Here is a 19,989-nt window from a genome sequence, read left to right as displayed (position 1 = left end):
ATTACACCCCTTCTGCGACATAGCGGGCAATGATATCGCCCATTTCATCAGTGCTGACCGCTGACGTGCCGCGCGCTAAATCGCCGGTACGAACGCCTTCCTCCAGAGCGCGGTTAATCGCGCTTTCAATCGCGCTCGCCGCCTCGTCAGCGTCGAGGCTATAGCGCAGCAGCAGCGCCAGGGAGAGGATCTGCGCGATCGGGTTAGCGATATTTTTGCCGGCGATATCCGGCGCCGAGCCGCCTGCTGGCTCGTACAGGCCGAAACCTTGTTCGTTGAGGCTGGCGGACGGCAGCATACCCATCGAGCCGGTGATCATTGCGCACTCGTCGGAGAGGATGTCGCCGAACAGGTTGGAGCACAGCAGCACGTCGAACTGGGACGGATCTTTAATCAGCTGCATGGTGGCGTTATCGATATACATATGCGCCAGCTCAACGTCCGGATACTCCTTGCCGATCTCGGTGACGATTTCGCGCCACAGAATGGACGACTGCAGGACGTTGGCTTTATCGATGGAGGTCACTTTGTGACGACGTTTACGGGCGGATTCAAACGCGATGCGCGCGATACGTTCGATTTCAAAGCGGTGATACACCTCGGTATCAAAAGCTTTCTCATGCTGACCGCTGCCTTCGCGACCTTTCGGCTGACCGAAGTAGATGCCGCCGGTCAGTTCGCGAACGCAGAGAATGTCGAAGCCGTTGGCGGCGATGTCGGCGCGCAGCGGGCAGAACTCTTCCAGACCCTGATACAGTTTGGCCGGGCGCAGGTTGCTGAACAGTTTAAAGTGTTTACGCAGCGGCAGCAGGGCGCCGCGCTCTGGCTGTTCTGCGGGCGGCAGGTGTTCCCACTTCGGGCCGCCGACGGAGCCGAACAGGATCGCGTCCGCCTGCTCGCATCCGGCGACGGTCGCCTGCGGCAGGGGAGTTCCCTGACGGTCGATGGCCGCGCCGCCGACGTCGTACTGGCTGGTGGTAATGTGCATGGCAAAACGTTGGCGCACGGCTTCCAGTACTTTCATCGCCTGGTTCATCACTTCCGGGCCAATGCCATCACCCGGCAAAACGGCAATATGGTAATTCTTCGACATTACACGGTTTCCTTATTGTTCTCTTTATTCTGAGCTTTGCGTTGCAATTCTTTTTCGACTTCGGCGGCGCGCCAGATGTTGTTCAGCACGTGAACCATCGCTTTGGCTGACGACTCTACGATATCTGTTGCCAGACCAACGCCGTGGAAACGGCGACCGTTGTAGTCAACGACGATATCCACCTGGCCCAGGGCGTCTTTGCCGTGGCCTTTCGCGCTTAAGCCATATTTCACTAATTCAATGTTGTAATCGGTGACGCGGTTAATCGCCTGGTAGATAGCATCAACCGGACCGTTGCCGTTGGCGGCTTCCGTTTTGATCTCATCCCCGCAGACCAGTTTGATCGAGGCGGTCGCGATATCGCTGGAGCCGGACTGAACGTTGAAGTAATCCAGGCGGAAATGCTCCGGCTCTTCCTGCTGCTTGTTGATAAAGGCCAGCGCTTCCAGATCGTAATCGAAGACCTGGCCTTTTTTGTCCGCCAGCTTCAGGAACGCGTCGTACAGGTGATCCAGGTTGTAATCGCTCTCCTGGTAGCCCATCTCTTCCATCCGGTGTTTCACCGCCGCGCGGCCGGAGCGGGAAGTCAGGTTCAGCTGTACCTGGTTCAGGCCGATGGATTCCGGGGTCATGATTTCGTAGTTTTCGCGGTTCTTCAGCACGCCGTCCTGGTGGATACCGGAGGAGTGGGCGAAGGCGCCGGTACCGACGATGGCTTTGTTCGCCGGGATCGGCATGTTGCAGATCTGGCTGACGGTCTGGCTGGTGCGCCAGATTTCATGGTGGTTGATATTGGTGTGCACGTTCATGATGTCTTTGCGCACTTTAATCGCCATGATGACCTCTTCCAGCGCGCAGTTGCCGGCGCGCTCGCCGATACCGTTCATCGCGCCTTCTACCTGGCGGGCTCCGGCGTGGACCGCGGCGAGGGCGTTACCGACGGCAATACCCAGGTCATCATGGGTATGGACGGAGATAATGGCTTTGTCGATATTCGGTACGCGCTCATACAGGCCGCTGATAATGTTGGCGTACTCGAACGGCATGGTGTAGCCGACGGTATCCGGAATATTAATGGTGGTGGCGCCTGCGTTAATCGCGGCTTCCACGACGCGAGCCAGGTCAGCAATCGGCGTACGGCCGGCGTCTTCACAGGAGAACTCGACATCGTTAGTGTAGTTGCGCGCCCGCTTCACCATATAAACCGCACGCTCAATGACCTCATCCAGGGTGCTGCGCAGTTTGGTGGCGATATGCATCGGCGAGGTGGCGATGAAGGTGTGGATACGGAACGCTTCGGCCACCTTTAAGGATTCCGCAGCTACGTCGATATCTTTCTCGACGCAGCGCGCCAGGGCGCATACGCGGCTGTTTTTGATGGTGCGCGCGATGGTCTGCACGGATTCAAAATCGCCCGGAGAAGAAACCGGGAAACCGACTTCCATCACGTCAACACCCATGCGCTCGAGGGCCAGAGCAATCTGCAGCTTCTCTTTGACACTCAGGCTTGCCTGTAACGCTTGTTCGCCATCACGTAAGGTCGTATCGAAAATAATGACTTGCTGGCTCATGGTTTGGATCCTTAGTCTGTGTCCTGGCGCCTTGTTGACGAGCATAAAAAAACCCGCGCCAAGGCGCGGGTTTTATAGTCTTGCTGGAAGATGACTTAACGCTGAACGTCGCCCAACAGCCTACCGCGCAAATGGCATGCGTTTAGTAGTAGTAGGCTGGTGATGCGAGTGGTGCGAATCATTGCGTCAAACTCCAGATGAAATCGTTATGCTTTTAGAGTTACTGGATAGCCGTTTCAAAGTCAACCCCTGGCATGGAAAAAGCGTTTTTGGTCCGCAGCGTGAATTAGCTAATTGTGCTGATGTTAGCCCTTTTTTGCCGAAGATCCTATTTTGGACCTGCGGGGGCGCACAGGGATATGTTTCATTTGAAAATGCACTTTGCATTAAAGGCCTCGCTCACGATGCGCCGCGAGCGAAGCGGTCAAAAATCGCTATCTGAATGAAATAATTATATTTATTTTTCGTGTGAATATGTCTACCCCTTAGCGGATCTTTTTTCAATGATAAATAGTTGTTAATTTTATGGGGTGGAAAATAAAATACTTTATTATTGCTTAAGTTACAGTTAACCATTGGTGTTGTTTTTATTTTCCTGGATTATGGTTAGACTCATCTTCATTAAGTAACTCATATTGTTTGAGCAGTTTATTTATTCCGGTGGTACCGGTTTGACACTGCCACTCATATCCTTGATATATTCCTAAAATACACCTTTGCTATTTTGCAAATGTCATTGGCATGATAAATGATATTTTCGGCGCTAATTATAGCGGTTTAGTAAAGGGAATTCATCGTGACGGCGGAACTAGATATGTTAATTGAAAGTCCAGAATATAAATCAGCCCCCGGACAGGAAGTCGTAAAACCTCAACTACGGATGGTTGATCTCAATCTGCTTACCGTTTTTGATGCGGTTATGCAGGAACAGAATATTACCCGTGCCGCCCATACGCTCGGCATGTCTCAACCGGCGGTGAGCAACGCGGTTTCACGTCTGAAAGTGATGTTTAATGATGAGCTGTTTGTGCGCTATGGCCGCGGTATTCAGCCGACGGCGCGGGCCTATCAGCTGTTTGGCTCAGTGCGTCAGGCGCTGCAGCTGGTACAAAACGAATTGCCAGGCTCCGGTTTTGAACCCTTGAGCAGTGAGCGTGTTTTCAATCTGTGCGTCTGTAGCCCGCTGGATAACATCCTGACGTCGGTGATTTTTAATAAAGTCGCCGAAATCGCGCCCAATATTCATTTAGTCTTTAAATCAGCGCTTAATCAAAATACGGAACATCAGTTACGTTATCAGGAAACGGAATTTGTGATCGGTTATGAAGAGTTTCGTCGTCCTGAGTTTGCCTGTGTACCGCTATTCAAAGATGAAATGGTTCTGGTGGCTAGCCGCAACCATCCGCGTATCTCCGGACCGGTGATGGAGGCTGATATTTATCGCGAGGAGCATGCCGCGGTGGCTCTCGATCGGTATGCCTCATTCAGTCTGCCGTGGTATGACACCGCCGATAAACAAGCGCGCATCGCATATCAAGGTAATGCGATGGTCAGCGTATTAAACGTGGTGTCGCAAACGCAGATGGTGGCCATTGCGCCGCGCTGGCTGGCAAATGAGTTTGCCGATAAGTTAGCGCTGCAAATATTACCTCTGCCGCTGAAGGTGAATAGCCGGACCTGCTATCTCTCCTGGCACGAAGCGGCGGGTCGCGATAAAGGTCATCAGTGGATGGAAGAGCTGCTGGTGGATATTTGTCAGCGCTGAGCCGATGGCAATAAGCATGAAAGGGGCTTCGGCTCCTTTTTTTATATGATTTAATTACAATAATGCAGAATTTTATGCTGTTTACCCTTTCGGTTGCTCTCCGCCCGTTAACAAAAAATGGATCAATTCCTGCTATCGCGCCTTTTCTCCGAGTATTTACTATTCTCTTTTCTTATATCTGAAGCATTCCACCATATTTTCCTCTCTCCGCTTGTTTTTCTTCTTATTCTACTTAGAAAGCATCTCCGGTGGCGAATTGCCTGCCTGCTGGCGAGCAGTTATGGTAGTGGCATGCAGTCCATTCACCTCAGTGCGGAGGGGTACTCCTTCGCATCGTGCGAGCGCGCGGAAATTGAGTTCCGCTGTCGTAAAACAATAAGCCTGGAGGCAAACCATGGAGATGTTGTCAGGAGCCGAGATGGTCGTCCAATCGCTTGTCGATCAGGGCGTCAAGCAAGTATTCGGCTATCCCGGAGGCGCAGTCCTCGATATCTATGATGCGTTACATACCCTTGGCGGTATCGATCATGTGCTGGTTCGCCACGAGCAGGCGGCGGTGCATATGGCGGATGGCCTGGCGCGAGCGACCGGGGAGGTCGGTGTGGTGCTGGTGACCTCAGGGCCTGGGGCGACGAACGCCATCACCGGTATCGCGACGGCCTATATGGACTCTATCCCGCTGGTGATCCTCTCCGGGCAAGTGGCGACATCGCTTATCGGCTACGATGCCTTCCAGGAGTGCGACATGGTGGGGATTTCCCGCCCGGTGGTGAAGCACAGTTTCCTGGTGAAGCAGACCGAAGATATTCCCGGCGTGCTGAAGAAAGCCTTCTGGCTGGCGGCCAGCGGTCGCCCCGGGCCGGTGGTGGTCGATCTGCCGAAGGATATACTCAATCCGGCGAAGAAACTGCCGTACGTCTGGCCAGACGCGGTCAGCATGCGCTCGTATAACCCGACGACCAGCGGTCATAAAGGCCAGATCAAACGCGCCCTGCAGACCCTGGTGGCGGCGAGCAAGCCGGTCGTCTACGTCGGCGGCGGGGCGATCAATGCGCATTGCGAACCTCAGCTGCGCGAGCTGGTGGAAAAGCTGAAGCTGCCGGTGGCCTCCTCCCTGATGGGGCTGGGCGCTTTCCCGGCGACGCACTCGCAGGCGCTGGGGATGCTGGGCATGCACGGCACTTATGAAGCCAACATGACCATGCACCATTCAGACGTGATTTTTGCCGTCGGCGTTCGCTTTGACGATCGGACCACCAATAACCTGGCCAAATACTGTCCGAACGCGACTGTGCTGCATATCGATATCGATCCGACCTCAATCTCGAAAACCGTGCCGGCAGATGTGCCGATCGTCGGCGATGCCCGGCTGGTGCTGGAGCAGATGCTGGAGCTGCTGGAGCAGGAAGAGGCGCAGCAGCCGCTGGACGATATTCGCGACTGGTGGCAGCAGATTGAGCAGTGGCGCGCCCGCCATTGCCTGCGCTACGACGACCAGAGCGACAAGATCAAACCGCAGGCGGTGATAGAAACGATCTGGCGCCTGACTCAGGGCGATGCCTATGTCACTTCCGATGTGGGTCAGCACCAGATGTTCGCCGCCCTCTATTACCCCTTCGACAAGCCGCGGCGCTGGATTAACTCCGGTGGCCTCGGCACCATGGGCTTTGGCCTACCGGCTGCGCTGGGGGTCAAAATGGCTCTGCCGGACGAAATGGTCGTCTGCGTGACCGGTGACGGCAGTATCCAGATGAACATTCAGGAACTCTCTACTGCGCTGCAGTATGAGCTGCCGGTCCTGGTGCTTAACCTTAACAACCGCTATCTGGGGATGGTGAAGCAGTGGCAGGATATGCTCTATTCCGGGCGCCACTCGCAGTCCTATATGGAGTCGCTGCCGGACTTCGTTCGTCTGGCGGAAGCCTATGGCCACGTTGGGATCCGCATCAGCGAGCCGCAGGAGCTGGAGACGAAGCTTGCAGAAGCCCTGGAGCAGGTGCGACAGCGCCGGCTGGTGTTTGTCGATGTCACCGTCGACGGCAGTGAGCATGTGTACCCCATGCAGATCCGCGGCGGCGGCATGGATGAAATGTGGTTGAGCAAAACGGAGAGGACCTGATTATGCGCCGGATATTATCGGTATTACTGGAAAACGAATCGGGCGCATTGTCCCGCGTTATCGGCCTCTTTTCCCAGCGCGGCTATAATATAGAAAGCCTGACTGTCGCCCCGACGGACGATCCGACCCTCTCCAGGATGACCATCCAGACCGTGGGCGATGAAAAAGCGATCGAGCAGATTGAAAAGCAGCTGCACAAACTGGTGGATGTCCTGCGGGTCAGCGAGCTGGGGCAGGGGGCTCATGTCGAACGCGAAATCATGCTGGTGAAGGTCCAGGCCAGCGGTTACGGCCGTGAAGAAGTGAAGCGCAACACCGAAATCTTTCGTGGACAGATTATCGACGTGACGCCTTCTATCTATACCGTTCAACTCGCCGGCACCAGCGATAAGCTCGACGCTTTCCTGGCCTCCCTGCGCGATGTCGCTCGGATCGTGGAAGTGGCTCGCTCCGGCGTGGTCGGCCTGTCTCGCGGTGATAAAATCATGCGCTGAGGATCGGGAACTGATGCAAAAATAGCCCGGCAGCGACTGTCGGGCTTTTTTTTTGCGAAATCAGTAGGAACTGTAAGCGAAAGCGGTTGCTGCGCTAACTATTCTGCGCTTAGATGTTATAAAAAGGGTTCCATACCTGAATAATGGTTATGTTTGGCACTTCTTACCCAAGGGGCAATTGTGAAACTGGATGAAATCGCCCGGCTGGCCGGTGTTTCAAGAACCACCGCGAGCTATGTGATTAATGGCAAAGCGAAGCAGTACCGCGTAAGCGACAAAACGGTCGAAAAAGTGATGGCTGTCGTGCGAGAGCACAACTATCACCCGAATGCGGTCGCTGCTGGCCTGCGTGCAGGACGCACACGCTCTATCGGTCTGGTGATCCCGGATCTGGAGAACACCAGCTATACCCGCATTGCAAATTATCTGGAGCGGCAGGCGCGCCAGCGCGGCTATCAGTTGCTGATTGCCTGCTCGGAGGATCAGCCCGATAACGAAATGCGCTGTATCGAGCATCTGCTACAGCGCCAGGTGGACGCCATCATTGTTTCCACCTCGCTGCCGCCGGAGCACCCTTTTTATCAGCGCTGGGCTAACGATCCGTTTCCGATTGTCGCCCTCGACCGCGCCCTTGACCGCGAGCACTTCACCAGCGTCGTCGGCGCTGACCAGGATGATGCCGAGATGCTCGCCGCCGAGTTGCGGACTTTTCCCGGCGAAACGGTGCTTTATCTGGGCGCGCTGCCGGAACTGTCGGTGAGCTTCCTGCGCGAGCAAGGCTTCCGTAAAGCCTGGCAGGACGATCCGCGTGAGGTGCATTATCTCTATGCCAACAGCTACGAGCGAGAAGCGGCGGCCCAGCTGTTTGAGAAATGGCTTGAAACCCATCCGATGCCGCAGGCGCTGTTCACCACCTCTTTCCCGTTGCTGCAGGGCGTCATGGATGTGACGCTGCGCCGTGAGGGTAAACTGCCTTCCGAGCTGGCGATCGCCACCTTCGGCGATAATGAGCTGCTCGATTTCCTGCAGTGTCCGGTACTGGCCGTGGCCCAGCGCCATCGCGATGTCGCTGAGCGGGTGCTCGAGATCGTCCTCGCCAGCCTCGATGAACCGCGCAAGCCGAAGCCGGGCCTCAGCCGTATTCGTCGTAATCTTTATCGCCGCGGCAGCCTGAATCGCCGTTAAGGGCGCAATATCGTCAGCACCCAGGATTAATCCTGGCAGGCCTGCCAGAGAGCAGGCCGCTGGCGATAAATCAGGCAACTGACGTCCAGAATGCAAAACTGAATATATTTCAGACAAATCCCTAAACTTCTTTACGCGTTATTTTGTTTTATTCGCTGGCAATCGTTTTGCGACTCAAAACGGGACACAAAAAATGATTGTGCCGGCTTTAATTGTATTATTTTGTTACATTCACCAGGTTAATTGCTGAATTAACACCCATTTTGTTAGCCCCAACCTTTCTCTCCTGCCTTATCCCGCGCCTGGTCAGCCCTTCAGCCAGCAACAGGTACTGTTAACGGCCGGCATAATGGCCTAAAATGCCGCTCGCGTCGCAAACTGACACTTTATATTTTCCCGCCGAAGATATTTTGATGTTTATAACTGTTACGAGTTTGTTGGTTATTTTCTTACACGTATTCATAACGTTAATTTGCCTCGCCTGTTGATGATTTTTTCATCAGGGCTAATGTCGGCTGTAAATAATGGGTTTTTGAGCTCCGTTGGCATTCGTGCTGGCTTGACAAGCTTTTCCTCCGCTCCGTAAACTCCTTGTGGTGGGAATTTGTGGGATAAAGTGGCGAAAAGGGGTGAGGCTGGCATGTTCCGTGGAGCAACGTTAGTCAATCTCGACAGCAAAGGCCGCCTGGCCGTGCCAACGCGCTATCGCGATGGGCTGATCGAGGACGCTGCCGGTCAATTGGTATGCACCATTGACATTCATCACCCGTGCCTGCTGCTTTATCCATTGCCTGAATGGGAAGTCATCGAGCAGAAATTGTCGCGTTTATCGAGCATGAATCCCGTTGAGCGGCGCGTACAGCGTTTGCTTCTGGGTCATGCCAGCGAATGTCAGATGGATAATGCCGGTCGCTTGCTGATAGCGCCGGTGTTACGGCAGCATGCCGGGCTGACAAAAGAAGTGATGCTGGTCGGGCAGTTTAATAAATTTGAACTGTGGGACGAAACGACCTGGTATCAACGGGTCAAGGAAGATATCGACGCTGAGCAGTCCGCGACCGGTGAACTGTCGGAGCGCCTGCAGGATTTGTCTTTATAAAAATGATGGAAAATTTTAAACACACTACGGTACTTCTGGATGAAGCCGTCAACGGCCTCAATATTCGTCCAGACGGTATCTATATTGATGGTACCTTTGGTCGCGGCGGTCACTCGCGCCTGATCCTCTCCCAACTGGGAGCGGAAGGACGCTTGCTGGCAATCGATCGCGATCCTCAGGCGATTGCCGTCGCGCAAACCATCGATGATCCCCGCTTTTCCATCGTACATGGTCCATTTTCACAGCTTGCTGAGTACGTCGGCGAGCGCAATCTTACCGGTAAGATCGACGGCATTCTGCTCGATCTTGGCGTCTCTTCCCCGCAGCTTGACGATGCGGAACGCGGCTTTTCCTTTATGCGCGACGGGCCGCTGGATATGCGCATGGATCCGACGCGCGGTCAGTCCGCGGCCGAATGGCTGCAGACCGCTGAAGAAGCGGATATCGCATGGGTGATTAAAACCTTTGGCGAAGAGCGTTTCGGTAAACGGATCGCCCGCGCGATCGTCGAACGTAATCGCATTGCACCGATGACCCGCACCAAAGAGCTGGCGGAGGTCATCGCCGCGGCGATGCCGGTAAAAGATAAGCACAAACATCCCGCGACCCGTACCTTCCAGGCGGTGCGCATTTGGGTAAACAGTGAACTGGAGGAGATAGAGCAGGCGCTAAAAAGCTCGCTCAGCGTGCTGGCCCCGGGCGGGCGGCTGTCGATCATTAGTTTTCATTCGCTGGAAGATCGCATTGTAAAGCGCTTTATGCGTGAGCAAAGCCGCGGTCCGCAGGTTCCGGCGGGAATACCGATGACCGAATCGCAGCTCAAAAAACTGGGCGGCCGTGAGTTACGAGCACTAGGCAAGTTGATGCCGGGCGAAGAAGAGGTGGCAGAGAATCCACGTGCCCGTAGTTCAGTGCTGCGTATCGCAGAGAGGACGAACGCATGATCGGCAGAGTGACAGAGGCCTTAAGCAAAGTTAAAGGGTCGATTGGAAGCAACGAGCGCCATGCTTTGCCTGGCGTGATCGGGGACGACCTTCTGCGGTTTGGGAAACTGCCACTCTGCCTGTTCATTTGCATCATTATTACGGCGATTACCGTGGTCACCACCGCGCACCACACGCGCCTGTTGACCGCGCAGCGTGAACAACTGGTTCTGGAACGCGACGCCCTGGACATTGAGTGGCGCAACCTGATCCTCGAAGAGAACGCGCTCGGCGATCACAGTCGTGTTGAACGGATCGCGACCGAGAAGTTGCAGATGCAACACGTCGATCCATCACAAGAAAATATCGTTGTACAGAAATAAGGATTATTGCGACGGATGAAAGCAGCGCCAAAAACGCCAAAAGCAAAACGTCAGGAAGAACAGGCCAACTTTATCAGTTGGCGTTTTGCGTTGCTGTGCGGCTGCATTCTGCTGGCGCTGACTTTCCTGCTGGGGCGCGTTGCCTGGCTACAGGTGGTCAGCCCGGATATGCTGGTGCGTCAGGGCGATATGCGTTCCCTGCGCGTACAGGAAGTGTCCACCGCGCGCGGGATGATTACCGACCGCTCCGGACGTCCACTGGCGGTCAGCGTGCCGGTGAAAGCTATCTGGGCCGATCCGAAAGAACTCCATGATGCCGGCGGGGTAACCCTGGATACGCGCTGGAAGGCGCTGGCGGATGCCCTCAATATGCCGCTGGATCAGCTGGCGACGCGCATCAATACCAATCCGCGGATGCGTTTCATCTATCTGGCGCGTCAGGTTAACCCTGACATGGCCGACTACATCAAAAAACTGAAGCTGCCGGGCATTCATCTGCGTGAAGAATCCCGTCGTTACTACCCTTCCGGGGAAGTGACCGCTCACCTCATCGGTTTTACCAACGTCGACAGCCAGGGGATTGAAGGGGTCGAAAAAAGCTTTGATAAATGGCTCACCGGCCAGCCGGGCGAGCGTATCGTGCGTAAAGACCGCTATGGCCGGGTAATTGAAGACATCTCTTCCACCGACAGCCAGGCGGCGCACAACCTGGCGCTGAGTATCGACGAGCGTCTGCAGGCGCTGGTCTATCGTGAGCTGAACAACGCCGTGGCCTTTAACAAAGCCGAGTCCGGCAGCGCGGTGTTAGTGGACGTGAACACCGGCGAAGTGCTGGCGATGGCCAACAGCCCGTCCTACAACCCAAACAACTTCGCCGGCACGGCGAAAGACACCATGCGTAACCGTGCCATCACCGACGTCTTCGAACCCGGTTCGACGGTGAAGCCGATGGTGGTGATGACGGCGCTGCAGCGCGGTATCGTCAACGAAAATACCGTGCTCAATACCGTGCCTTATCGAATTAACGGCCACGAAATTAAAGACGTGGCGCGCTACAGCGAATTGACCCTGACCGGGGTGCTACAGAAGTCGAGTAACGTCGGTGTTTCTAAGCTGGCGTTAGCGATGCCGTCCTCAGCGTTAGTAGATACTTACTCACGTTTTGGGCTTGGAAAGGCGACCAATTTGGGGTTGGTCGGAGAACGCAGTGGCTTATATCCTCAAAAACAACGGTGGTCTGACATAGAGAGGGCCACCTTTTCTTTCGGCTACGGGCTAATGGTAACCCCGTTACAGTTAGCGCGAGTCTACGCAACGATTGGCAGCTACGGCATCTATCGCCCGCTGTCGATTACCAAAGTTGATCCACCGGTTCCGGGCGAGCGTGTCTTCCCGGAATCACTCGTTCGTACCGTCGTTCATATGATGGAAAGCGTGGCGCTGCCCGGCGGCGGCGGCGTGAAAGCGGCGATCAAAGGCTATCGCATCGCGATTAAAACCGGTACGGCGAAAAAAGTGGGGCCGGATGGCCGCTATATCAACAAATATATTGCTTACACCGCAGGCGTTGCGCCCGCCAGCCATCCGCGCTTTGCGCTGGTGGTGGTGATCAACGACCCGCAGGCAGGTAAATACTACGGTGGCGCCGTTTCCGCGCCGGTGTTCGGTGCCATCATGGGCGGCGTATTGCGCACCATGAACATCGAGCCGGATGCGCTGGCAACGGGCGAAAAAAGTGAATTTGTAATTAATCAAGGCGAGGGAACAGGTGGCAGATCGTAATTTGCGCGACCTTCTCGCTCCATGGGTGCCAAACGCACCGGAGCGCATTCTGCGAGAGATGACGCTGGACAGCCGGGTGGCGGCTTCCGGCGATCTCTTTATCGCGGTACAGGGTCATCAGGCGGACGGGCGTCGTTATATCCCGCAGGCGATAGCGCAAGGTGTGGCTGCCATTATTGCTGAAGCGCAGGGCGAAGCGAAAGACGGTGAGATCCGTGAAATGCACGGCGTGCCGGTTATCTACCTGAGCCAGCTTAACGAACGTTTATCGGCGCTGGCCGGGCGTTTTTATCATCAGCCGTCGCAGCAGCTGCGTCTGGTGGGCGTGACCGGTACCAACGGCAAAACCACCACCACCCAGCTTCTGGCGCAATGGGCGAAACTGCTCGGCGAAACCAGCGCGGTGATGGGGACCGTCGGCAACGGGCTGCTGGATAAAGTGGTGCCGAGCGAAAACACCACCGGCTCTGCGGTCGATGTTCAGCACGTGCTTTCCGGCCTGGTCGAGCAGGGGGCAACCTTCGGCGCGATGGAAGTCTCTTCCCACGGGCTGGTGCAGCACCGCGTGGCGGCCGTGCAGTTTGCCGCCTCGGTATTTACCAACCTGAGCCGCGACCACCTCGACTACCATGGCGATATGGCGCACTACGAAGCGGCGAAATGGCTGCTGTACTCCACCCACCATTGCGGCCAGGCCATCGTCAACGCTGACGATGAAGTCGGTCGTCGCTGGCTGGCGAAGCTACCGGACGCGGTGGCGGTGTCGATGGAAGATCATATCAATCCGAACTGCCACGGCCGCTGGCTGAAGGCCACCGCGGTCAACTATCACGACAGCGGCGCCACCATCCAGTTTGACTCCAGCTGGGGCAACGGTGAAATCGAAAGTCGCCTGATGGGCGCCTTTAACGTCAGCAACCTGCTGCTGGCGCTGGCCACGCTGCTGGCGCTGGGCTATCCGCTGGCCGATCTGCTGAAAACGGCGGCTCGTTTACAGCCGGTATGCGGCCGTATGGAAGTGTTCAGCGCGCCCGGTAAACCGGCCGTGGTGGTGGATTATGCCCATACGCCTGACGCGCTGGAAAAAGCGCTGCAGGCCGCGCGCCTGCACTGCAGCGGCAAGCTGTGGTGCGTCTTCGGCTGCGGCGGAGACCGCGACAAAGGCAAGCGTCCGCTGATGGGGGCGATTGCTGAAGAGTTCGCCGATATCGTGGTCGTCACTGACGACAACCCGCGTACCGAAGAGCCGCGGGCGATTATCAACGATATTCTGGCCGGCATGCTCGATGCAGGTCATGCAAAAGTGATGGAAGGCCGTGCGGAAGCGGTGACCAACGCCGTGATGCAGGCGCAGGAGAACGACGTGGTGCTGGTGGCGGGTAAAGGCCATGAAGATTACCAGATCGTCGGCAACCGTCGTCTGGATTATTCCGACCGCGTCACCGTCGCGCGTCTGCTGGGAGCGGTAGCATGATTCGCTTTACGTTAAGCCAGCTCGCCGCGATCGCTCATGGCGAACGGCAGGGTAGCGATATCGCTATCGACGAGGTGACCACCGACACCCGTAAAATCACGGCGGGCTGCCTGTTTGTGGCGCTGAAAGGCGAGCGTTTCGACGCCCATGATTTTGCCGAACAGGCGAAAGCGGCAGGCGCCGGCGCGCTGCTGGTGAGCCGTCCGCTACCCTGCGATCTCCCGCAGGTGATCGTGAAAGATACCCGGCAGGCTTTCGGCGAGTTGGCCGCCTGGGTACGTCAGCAGGTGCCGACCCGCGTCGTCGCCCTGACCGGCTCGTCCGGTAAAACCTCGGTCAAAGAGATGACCGCGGCGATCCTCAGCCAGTGCGGCAACACGCTGTATACCGCCGGCAACCTGAACAACGATATCGGCGTGCCGATGACCCTGCTGCGTCTGACCAAAGAACATCAGTACGCGGTGATTGAGCTTGGCGCCAACCACCAGGGCGAAATCGCGTGGACCGTCAGCCTGACGCGTCCGGAAGCGGCGCTGGTCAACAACCTTGCCGCCGCGCACCTTGAAGGTTTCGGCTCGCTGGCGGGCGTGGCGAAGGCGAAGGGCGAAATCTATACCGGTCTGCCGGAAAACGGCATCGCCATTCTCAATGCCGACAACAACGACTGGCTGAACTGGCAGGCGGTGATTGGCGATCGCAAAGTGTGGCGCTTCTCGCCGAACGCGGCCAACAGCGATTTCACCGCGACTAACGTGCAGATCACCAGCCACGGCACCGAATTTACGCTGCAGACCCCAACCGGCAACGTTGACGTACTGCTGCCGCTGCCGGGATGCCACAACATCGCTAACGCGCTGGCGGCGACCTCGCTGGCGATGGCGGTAGGCGCCGATCTGGCGGCGGTGAAAGCCGGTCTGGCGCAGCTGAAGGCCGTTCCGGGACGTCTGTTCCCGATCCGCCTGACCGAGAGCCAGCTGCTGCTGGATGACTCCTATAACGCTAACGTCGGTTCGATGACCGCGGCGGTGCAGGTGCTGTCAGAGATGCCCGGCTTCCGGACGATGGTGGTCGGCGATATGGCGGAGCTTGGCGCGGAAAGCGCGGCTTGCCATCGTGAAGTCGGCGAAGCGGCGAAAGCGGCAGGGCTGGATTGCGTTCTCAGCGTCGGCGCCTTGAGCGCGGATATCAGCCGCGCCAGCGGCGTGGGCGAACATTTTAACGATAAAGCCGCCGTGGTGGCTCGCCTGCGCGAGCTGCTGGCGGAGCATAAGATAATGACCATTTTAGTGAAGGGTTCACGTAGTGCCGCCATGGAAGAGGTAGTACGCGCATTACAGGAGACTGGGACATGTTAGTATGGCTGGCCGAACATTTGGTCAAATATTATTCCGGCTTTAACGTCTTTTCGTATCTGACGTTTCGCGCCATCGTCAGCCTGCTGACCGCGCTGTTCATCTCTCTGTGGATGGGCCCGCGCATGATCGCCCGTCTGCAAAAACTCTCCTTCGGCCAGGTGGTTCGTAACGACGGTCCGGAGTCTCATTTCAGTAAGCGCGGTACCCCGACCATGGGGGGGATCATGATCCTCACCGCGATCACCGTGTCGGTGCTGCTGTGGGCTTACCCGTCCAACCCGTACGTCTGGTGCGTACTGACGGTATTAATCGGCTACGGGATTATCGGCTTCGTTGATGACTACCGTAAAGTCGTGCGCAAAGACACCAAAGGCCTGATCGCCCGCTGGAAGTATTTCTGGATGTCGGTGATTGCCCTTGGGGTAGCCTTTGCCCTGTATCTGGCGGGGAAAGACACGCCGGCGACCGAGCTGGTGGTGCCGTTCTTTAAAGACGTTATGCCGCAGCTGGGGCTGTTCTATATCCTGCTGGCCTACTTCGTGATTGTCGGCACCGGCAATGCGGTTAACCTGACCGACGGTCTCGACGGCCTGGCGATCATGCCCACCGTCTTCGTCGCGGCGGGTTTTGCGCTGGTGGCGTGGGCGACCGGTAACATGAATTTCGCCAACTACCTGCACATCCCCTATCTGCGCCACGCCGGCGAACTGGTGATCGTCTGTACGGCGATCGTCGGCGCGGGGCTGGGCTTTCTGTGGTTTAACACCTATCCGGCGCAGGTCTTTATGGGCGACGTCGGTTCGCTGGCGCTCGGCGGCGCGCTGGGCATTATCGCCGTGCTGCTGCGTCAGGAATTCCTGCTGGTGATTATGGGCGGCGTTTTCGTGGTGGAGACCCTGTCGGTGATCCTGCAGGTCGGCTCCTTTAAGCTGCGCGGTCAGCGTATCTTCCGCATGGCGCCGATCCACCACCACTATGAACTGAAAGGCTGGCCGGAGCCGCGCGTTATCGTGCGCTTCTGGATTATTTCGCTGATGCTGGTGCTGATTGGCCTGGCGACGCTGAAGGTACGTTAATCATGGCAGATTATCAGGGTAAAAAAGTCGTCATTATTGGGCTGGGCATGACCGGCCTGTCATGCGTGGACTTTTTCATGGCGCGCGGCGTAACCCCGCGCGTGATGGACACCCGCGTCGCGCCTCCCGGGCTGGATAAATTGCCTGAATCGGTCGAATGCCATGTCGGCGGCCTCAATGATACCTGGCTGCTGGCGGCGGATCTGATTGTCGCCAGTCCCGGCATCGCGCTGGCTCATCCTTCGTTGAGCGCAGCGGCGGACGCTGGCGTAGAGATCGTTGGCGATATCGAACTGTTCTGCCGCGAAGCGCAGGCGCCGATCATCGCCATTACCGGCTCGAACGGCAAAAGCACCGTCACCACCCTGGTGGGCGAGATGGCGAAAGCGGCCGGGGTTAACGTCGGCGTGGGCGGCAATATCGGCCTGCCGGCGCTGATGCTGCTGGATACCGATCGTGAGCTGTATGTCCTGGAGCTCTCCAGCTTCCAGCTGGAAACCACCTCCAGCCTGCAGGCGGTGGCGGCAACCATCCTCAACGTGACTGAGGACCATATGGACCGCTACCCGCTGGGGCTGCAGCAGTATCGCGCGGCGAAGCTGCGGATTTACGAGAATGCGAAGACCTGCGTGGTCAACGCGGACGATGCGCTCACCATGCCGGTACGCGGCGCGGACGATCGCTGCATCAGCTTTGGCGTCGATGTCGGTGACTACCACCTTAACCGTCAGCAGGGCGAGACCTGGCTGCGTGTTAAAGGTGAGAAAGTCCTCAATGTGAAAGAGATGTCTATCACGGGTCAGCATAACTACAGCAACGCCCTGGCTGCGCTGGCGCTGGCCGATGCCGCGGGCCTGCCGCGTGCCAGCAGCCTGAAGGCGCTGACCACCTTTACCGGCCTGGCGCATCGCTTCCAGCTGGTGCTGGATCACAACGGCGTGCGCTGGATTAACGACTCGAAGGCAACCAACGTCGGCAGTACCGAGGCGGCGCTGAACGGCCTGCAGCTTGATGGCACGCTGTATCTGCTGCTGGGCGGCGACGGCAAGTCCGCTGATTTCACCCCGCTGAAGCGCTACCTTGGCGGCGATCGTATCCGCCTGTACTGCTTTGGTCGCGATGGCGCCGAGCTCGCCGAGCTGCGTCCTGAGGTGGCGGTACAAACTGAAACCATGGAACAGGCGATGCGTCAGATTGCGCCCCTGGTGAAAGCGGGCGACATGGTTCTCCTGTCGCCGGCCTGCGCCAGCCTGGATCAGTTTAAGAACTTTGAACAACGGGGCGAGATGTTTGCCCGCCTGGCGAAGGAGTTAGGTTGATGCGTTTCTCTCTCCCACGCCTGAGAATGCCGCAACTGAGCTTGCCTCGGTTGAGACTGCCGCGACTGCCGGGGATGTTTATCTTCGCCTGGCTGTTCGCCGCGCTGAAAGGCTGGGTGATGGGCTCGCGCCCAAAAGATAACGACAGTCTGGTGATGTATGACCGGATGCTGCTGTGGCTGACCTTCGGCCTGGCGGCGATCGGCTTTATTATGGTGACCTCGGCGTCAATGCCGGTGGGGCAGCGTCTGGCGAACGATCCTTTCCTCTTCGCCAAGCGTGACGGCCTGTACATTGTGCTGGCCTTTGTCCTCGCGCTGGTGACGCTGCGACTGCCGATGGATTTCTGGCAGCGCCACAGTACCGCGATGCTGATCGCCTCGATCGTCATGCTGCTGATCGTGCTGGTGGTGGGTAGCTCGGTAAACGGTGCATCGCGCTGGATCGCCCTCGGTCCGCTGCGCATTCAGCCGGCGGAGTTCACCAAGCTGTCGCTGTTCTGCTACATCGCCAACTATCTGGTGCGTAAAGCTGACGAAGTGCGCAACAACCTGCGCGGCTTCTTAAAACCGATGGGCGTGATTTTCGTGCTGGCGATCCTGCTGCTGGCGCAGCCTGACCTCGGTACGGTGGTGGTGCTGTTCGTCACCACGCTGGCGATGCTGTTCCTCGCCGGCGCCAAGCTGTGGCAGTTCATCGCCATTATCGGCATGGGCATCTCGGCGGTGGTCCTGTTGATCCTCGCCGAACCGTACCGTATTCGCCGCGTGACCTCCTTCTGGAACCCGTGGGAAGACCCGTTCGGCAGCGGCTACCAGCTGACCCAGTCGCTGATGGCCTTTGGCCGCGGCGAGATGTGGGGGCAGGGACTCGGAAACTCGGTGCAAAAACTGGAGTATTTGCCGGAAGCGCACACTGACTTTATCTTCGCCATCATCGGCGAAGAACTCGGTTATATCGGTGTGGTACTGGCGCTTTTAATGGTATTCTTCGTCGCTTTCCGCGCCATGTCGATTGGCCGAAAAGCGCTGGAGATCGATCATCGCTTCTCCGGCTTCCTCGCCTGTGCGATTGGTATCTGGTTTAGCTTCCAGGCGTTAGTTAACGTCGGGGCGGCGGCGGGGATGCTGCCGACGAAAGGTCTGACGCTGCCGCTGATCAGTTATGGTGGTTCCAGTCTGCTGATTATGTCGACGGCCATCATGTTGTTGTTGCGAATTGATTATGAAACGCGTCTGGAAAAAGCCCAGGCGTTTACACGGGGTGTTCGATGAGCGGTCAGGAAAAGCGGTTGATGGTGATGGCGGGCGGTACCGGCGGGCATGTGTTCCCGGGACTGGCGGTCGCGCACCATCTAATGGACCAGGGCTGGCAGGTTCGCTGGCTGGGTACCGCCGATCGTATGGAAGCGGATTTAGTGCCGAAAAACGGCATCGAGATTGATTTTATCCGTATCTCCGGCCTGCGTGGCAAAGGGATTAAAGCACAGCTGCTGGCGCCGGTGCGGATCTTCAACGCCTGGCGTCAGGCGCGGGCGATCATGAAGCGTTTCCAGCCGGACGTGGTGCTGGGCATGGGCGGCTATGTGTCCGGGCCTGGCGGTCTGGCGGCGTGGTCGCTGGGGATCCCGGTGGTCCTCCACGAGCAAAACGGCATTGCCGGCCTGACCAACAAGTGGCTGGCGAAGATTGCGAAGAAAGTGATGCAGGCGTTTCCCGGCGCCTTTCCGCATGCGGACGTGGTCGGGAATCCGGTGCGCACCGATGTGCTGGCGCTGCCGCTGCCGGGGCAGCGTCTGGTGGGCCGTCAGGGGCCGATTCGCGTACTGGTGGTCGGTGGCTCTCAGGGCGCGCGCGTCCTGAACCAGACCATGCCGCAGGTGGCGGCGAAGCTCGGCGATACGGTGACCATCTGGCATCAGAGCGGTAAAGGCGGCCAGCAAACCGTGCAGCAGGCCTATGCCGCCGCGGGGCAGCCGCAGCATAAAGTGACGGAATTTATTGATGATATGGCCGCGGCGTATGCCTGGGCAGATGTCGTGGTTTGCCGTTCCGGCGCGCTGACGGTTAGCGAAATCGCGGCCGCGGGCTTACCGGCGCTGTTTGTACCGTTCCAGCACAAAGATCGTCAGCAGTACTGGAATGCGCTGCCGCTGGAGAAAGCCGGCGCGGCGAAAATTCTCGAACAGCCGGCGTTCACGGTAGAGGCGGTAGCCTCTACTCTGGCGAGCTGGGATCGGGAAACCTTGCTGGATATGGCGGAACGAGCGCGTGGCGCTTCGATTCCGGACGCTACCGAGCGGGTAGCAGAAGAGGTCAGCGCCGTAGCTTTGGCGCGCTAATTGCGGTGAT

18 protein-coding genes are annotated in these 19,989 nt (G+C 57.4%); 15 read left to right on the top strand and 3 right to left on the bottom strand.

The window, feature by feature from the left end:
* Window position 1: 1 nt before the first annotated feature.
* The 3 genes from leuB to leuL all read right to left on the bottom strand — a co-directional run bounded on the left by leuB (window position 2) and on the right by leuL (window position 2,846).
* On the bottom strand, window positions 2–1,093 hold the full coding sequence (gene leuB, locus ABLV52_RS20955; RefSeq protein WP_348890895.1) for a 3-isopropylmalate dehydrogenase: 1,092 nt from the start codon (window positions 1,091–1,093) through the stop codon (window positions 2–4).
* The gene (leuA, locus tag ABLV52_RS20950; RefSeq protein WP_023291975.1) at window positions 1,093–2,664 is read right to left on the bottom strand and encodes a 2-isopropylmalate synthase; all 1,572 of its coding nucleotides are present in this window, start codon (window positions 2,662–2,664) and stop codon (window positions 1,093–1,095) included. The genes leuB and leuA overlap by 1 nt, the downstream gene beginning before the upstream one ends.
* A gap of 95 nt (window positions 2,665–2,759) precedes the next feature.
* Complete coding sequence (leuL, locus tag ABLV52_RS20945; protein ID WP_017901192.1) at window positions 2,760–2,846, bottom strand: leu operon leader peptide; 87 nt, start codon at window positions 2,844–2,846, stop codon at window positions 2,760–2,762.
* Between the two features lie 26 nt (window positions 2,847–2,872).
* Here leuL and ABLV52_RS20940 point away from each other — a divergent pair, with 26 nt between their 5' ends.
* The 15 genes from ABLV52_RS20940 (at window position 2,873) to murG (ending at window position 19,979) form a co-directional block, all read left to right on the top strand.
* Complete coding sequence (locus ABLV52_RS20940) at window positions 2,873–3,106, top strand: hypothetical protein (protein WP_101866290.1); 234 nt, start codon at window positions 2,873–2,875, stop codon at window positions 3,104–3,106.
* 354 nt (window positions 3,107–3,460) lie between these two features.
* Window positions 3,461–4,429: a transcriptional regulator LeuO gene (gene leuO, locus ABLV52_RS20935; RefSeq protein ID WP_072140386.1), complete on the top strand. Its 969-nt coding sequence runs from the start codon at window positions 3,461–3,463 to the stop codon at window positions 4,427–4,429.
* Between the two features lie 394 nt (window positions 4,430–4,823).
* Window positions 4,824–6,548 carry an acetolactate synthase 3 large subunit gene (ilvI, locus tag ABLV52_RS20930; protein WP_002888534.1) on the top strand — a complete coding sequence of 575 codons (1,725 nt, stop codon included), beginning with the start codon at window positions 4,824–4,826 and terminating at the stop codon, window positions 6,546–6,548.
* Between the two features lie 2 nt (window positions 6,549–6,550).
* A complete protein-coding gene (ilvN, locus tag ABLV52_RS20925) occupies window positions 6,551–7,042 on the top strand; it encodes an acetolactate synthase small subunit (RefSeq protein WP_002888536.1) in 492 nt (163 codons plus the stop codon).
* Window positions 7,043–7,222: 180 nt separating this feature from the next.
* Window positions 7,223–8,227 (top strand): catabolite repressor/activator, encoded by a 1,005-nt coding sequence (gene cra / locus ABLV52_RS20920; RefSeq protein ID WP_004145952.1) that lies wholly within the window; start codon window positions 7,223–7,225, stop codon window positions 8,225–8,227.
* Between the two features lie 640 nt (window positions 8,228–8,867).
* The gene (gene mraZ / locus ABLV52_RS20915) at window positions 8,868–9,326 is read left to right on the top strand and encodes a division/cell wall cluster transcriptional repressor MraZ (protein ID WP_004204327.1); all 459 of its coding nucleotides are present in this window, start codon (window positions 8,868–8,870) and stop codon (window positions 9,324–9,326) included.
* Between the two features lie 2 nt (window positions 9,327–9,328).
* Complete coding sequence (rsmH, locus tag ABLV52_RS20910) at window positions 9,329–10,270, top strand: 16S rRNA (cytosine(1402)-N(4))-methyltransferase RsmH (protein WP_004204328.1); 942 nt, start codon at window positions 9,329–9,331, stop codon at window positions 10,268–10,270.
* Window positions 10,267–10,632, top strand: coding sequence for a cell division protein FtsL (gene ftsL, locus ABLV52_RS20905; RefSeq protein ID WP_002888550.1), 366 nt, complete (start codon window positions 10,267–10,269; stop codon window positions 10,630–10,632). The genes rsmH and ftsL overlap by 4 nt, the downstream gene beginning before the upstream one ends.
* A gap of 15 nt (window positions 10,633–10,647) precedes the next feature.
* On the top strand, window positions 10,648–12,414 hold the full coding sequence (locus tag ABLV52_RS20900) for a peptidoglycan glycosyltransferase FtsI (RefSeq protein ID WP_023291977.1): 1,767 nt from the start codon (window positions 10,648–10,650) through the stop codon (window positions 12,412–12,414).
* Window positions 12,401–13,888 carry a UDP-N-acetylmuramoyl-L-alanyl-D-glutamate--2,6-diaminopimelate ligase gene (gene murE / locus ABLV52_RS20895; protein WP_023291978.1) on the top strand — a complete coding sequence of 496 codons (1,488 nt, stop codon included), beginning with the start codon at window positions 12,401–12,403 and terminating at the stop codon, window positions 13,886–13,888. The genes ABLV52_RS20900 and murE overlap by 14 nt, the downstream gene beginning before the upstream one ends.
* The gene (gene murF / locus ABLV52_RS20890; RefSeq protein ID WP_348890894.1) at window positions 13,885–15,243 is read left to right on the top strand and encodes a UDP-N-acetylmuramoyl-tripeptide--D-alanyl-D-alanine ligase; all 1,359 of its coding nucleotides are present in this window, start codon (window positions 13,885–13,887) and stop codon (window positions 15,241–15,243) included. Before murE ends, murF begins: the two co-directional genes overlap by 4 nt.
* A complete protein-coding gene (gene mraY, locus ABLV52_RS20885) occupies window positions 15,237–16,319 on the top strand; it encodes a phospho-N-acetylmuramoyl-pentapeptide-transferase (RefSeq protein WP_004204335.1) in 1,083 nt (360 codons plus the stop codon). Before murF ends, mraY begins: the two co-directional genes overlap by 7 nt.
* A gap of 2 nt (window positions 16,320–16,321) precedes the next feature.
* On the top strand, window positions 16,322–17,638 hold the full coding sequence (murD, locus tag ABLV52_RS20880) for a UDP-N-acetylmuramoyl-L-alanine--D-glutamate ligase (RefSeq protein ID WP_023291980.1): 1,317 nt from the start codon (window positions 16,322–16,324) through the stop codon (window positions 17,636–17,638).
* Window positions 17,638–18,912, top strand: coding sequence for a cell division protein FtsW (ftsW, locus tag ABLV52_RS20875; protein WP_004204337.1), 1,275 nt, complete (start codon window positions 17,638–17,640; stop codon window positions 18,910–18,912). The genes murD and ftsW overlap by 1 nt, the downstream gene beginning before the upstream one ends.
* Window positions 18,909–19,979, top strand: a complete 1,071-nt coding sequence (murG, locus tag ABLV52_RS20870; protein ID WP_032429099.1) for an undecaprenyldiphospho-muramoylpentapeptide beta-N-acetylglucosaminyltransferase — start codon at window positions 18,909–18,911, stop codon at window positions 19,977–19,979. The genes ftsW and murG overlap by 4 nt, the downstream gene beginning before the upstream one ends.
* Window positions 19,980–19,989 lie beyond the last annotated feature (10 nt).

Source organism: Klebsiella sp. GB_Kp056 (assembly GCF_040064755.1).
Taxonomy (GTDB): Bacteria; Pseudomonadota; Gammaproteobacteria; order Enterobacterales; family Enterobacteriaceae; genus Klebsiella; species Klebsiella quasipneumoniae.
Note: the sequence above shows the minus strand (reverse complement) of the source record. Positions and strands in the feature narration are given on the sequence as shown.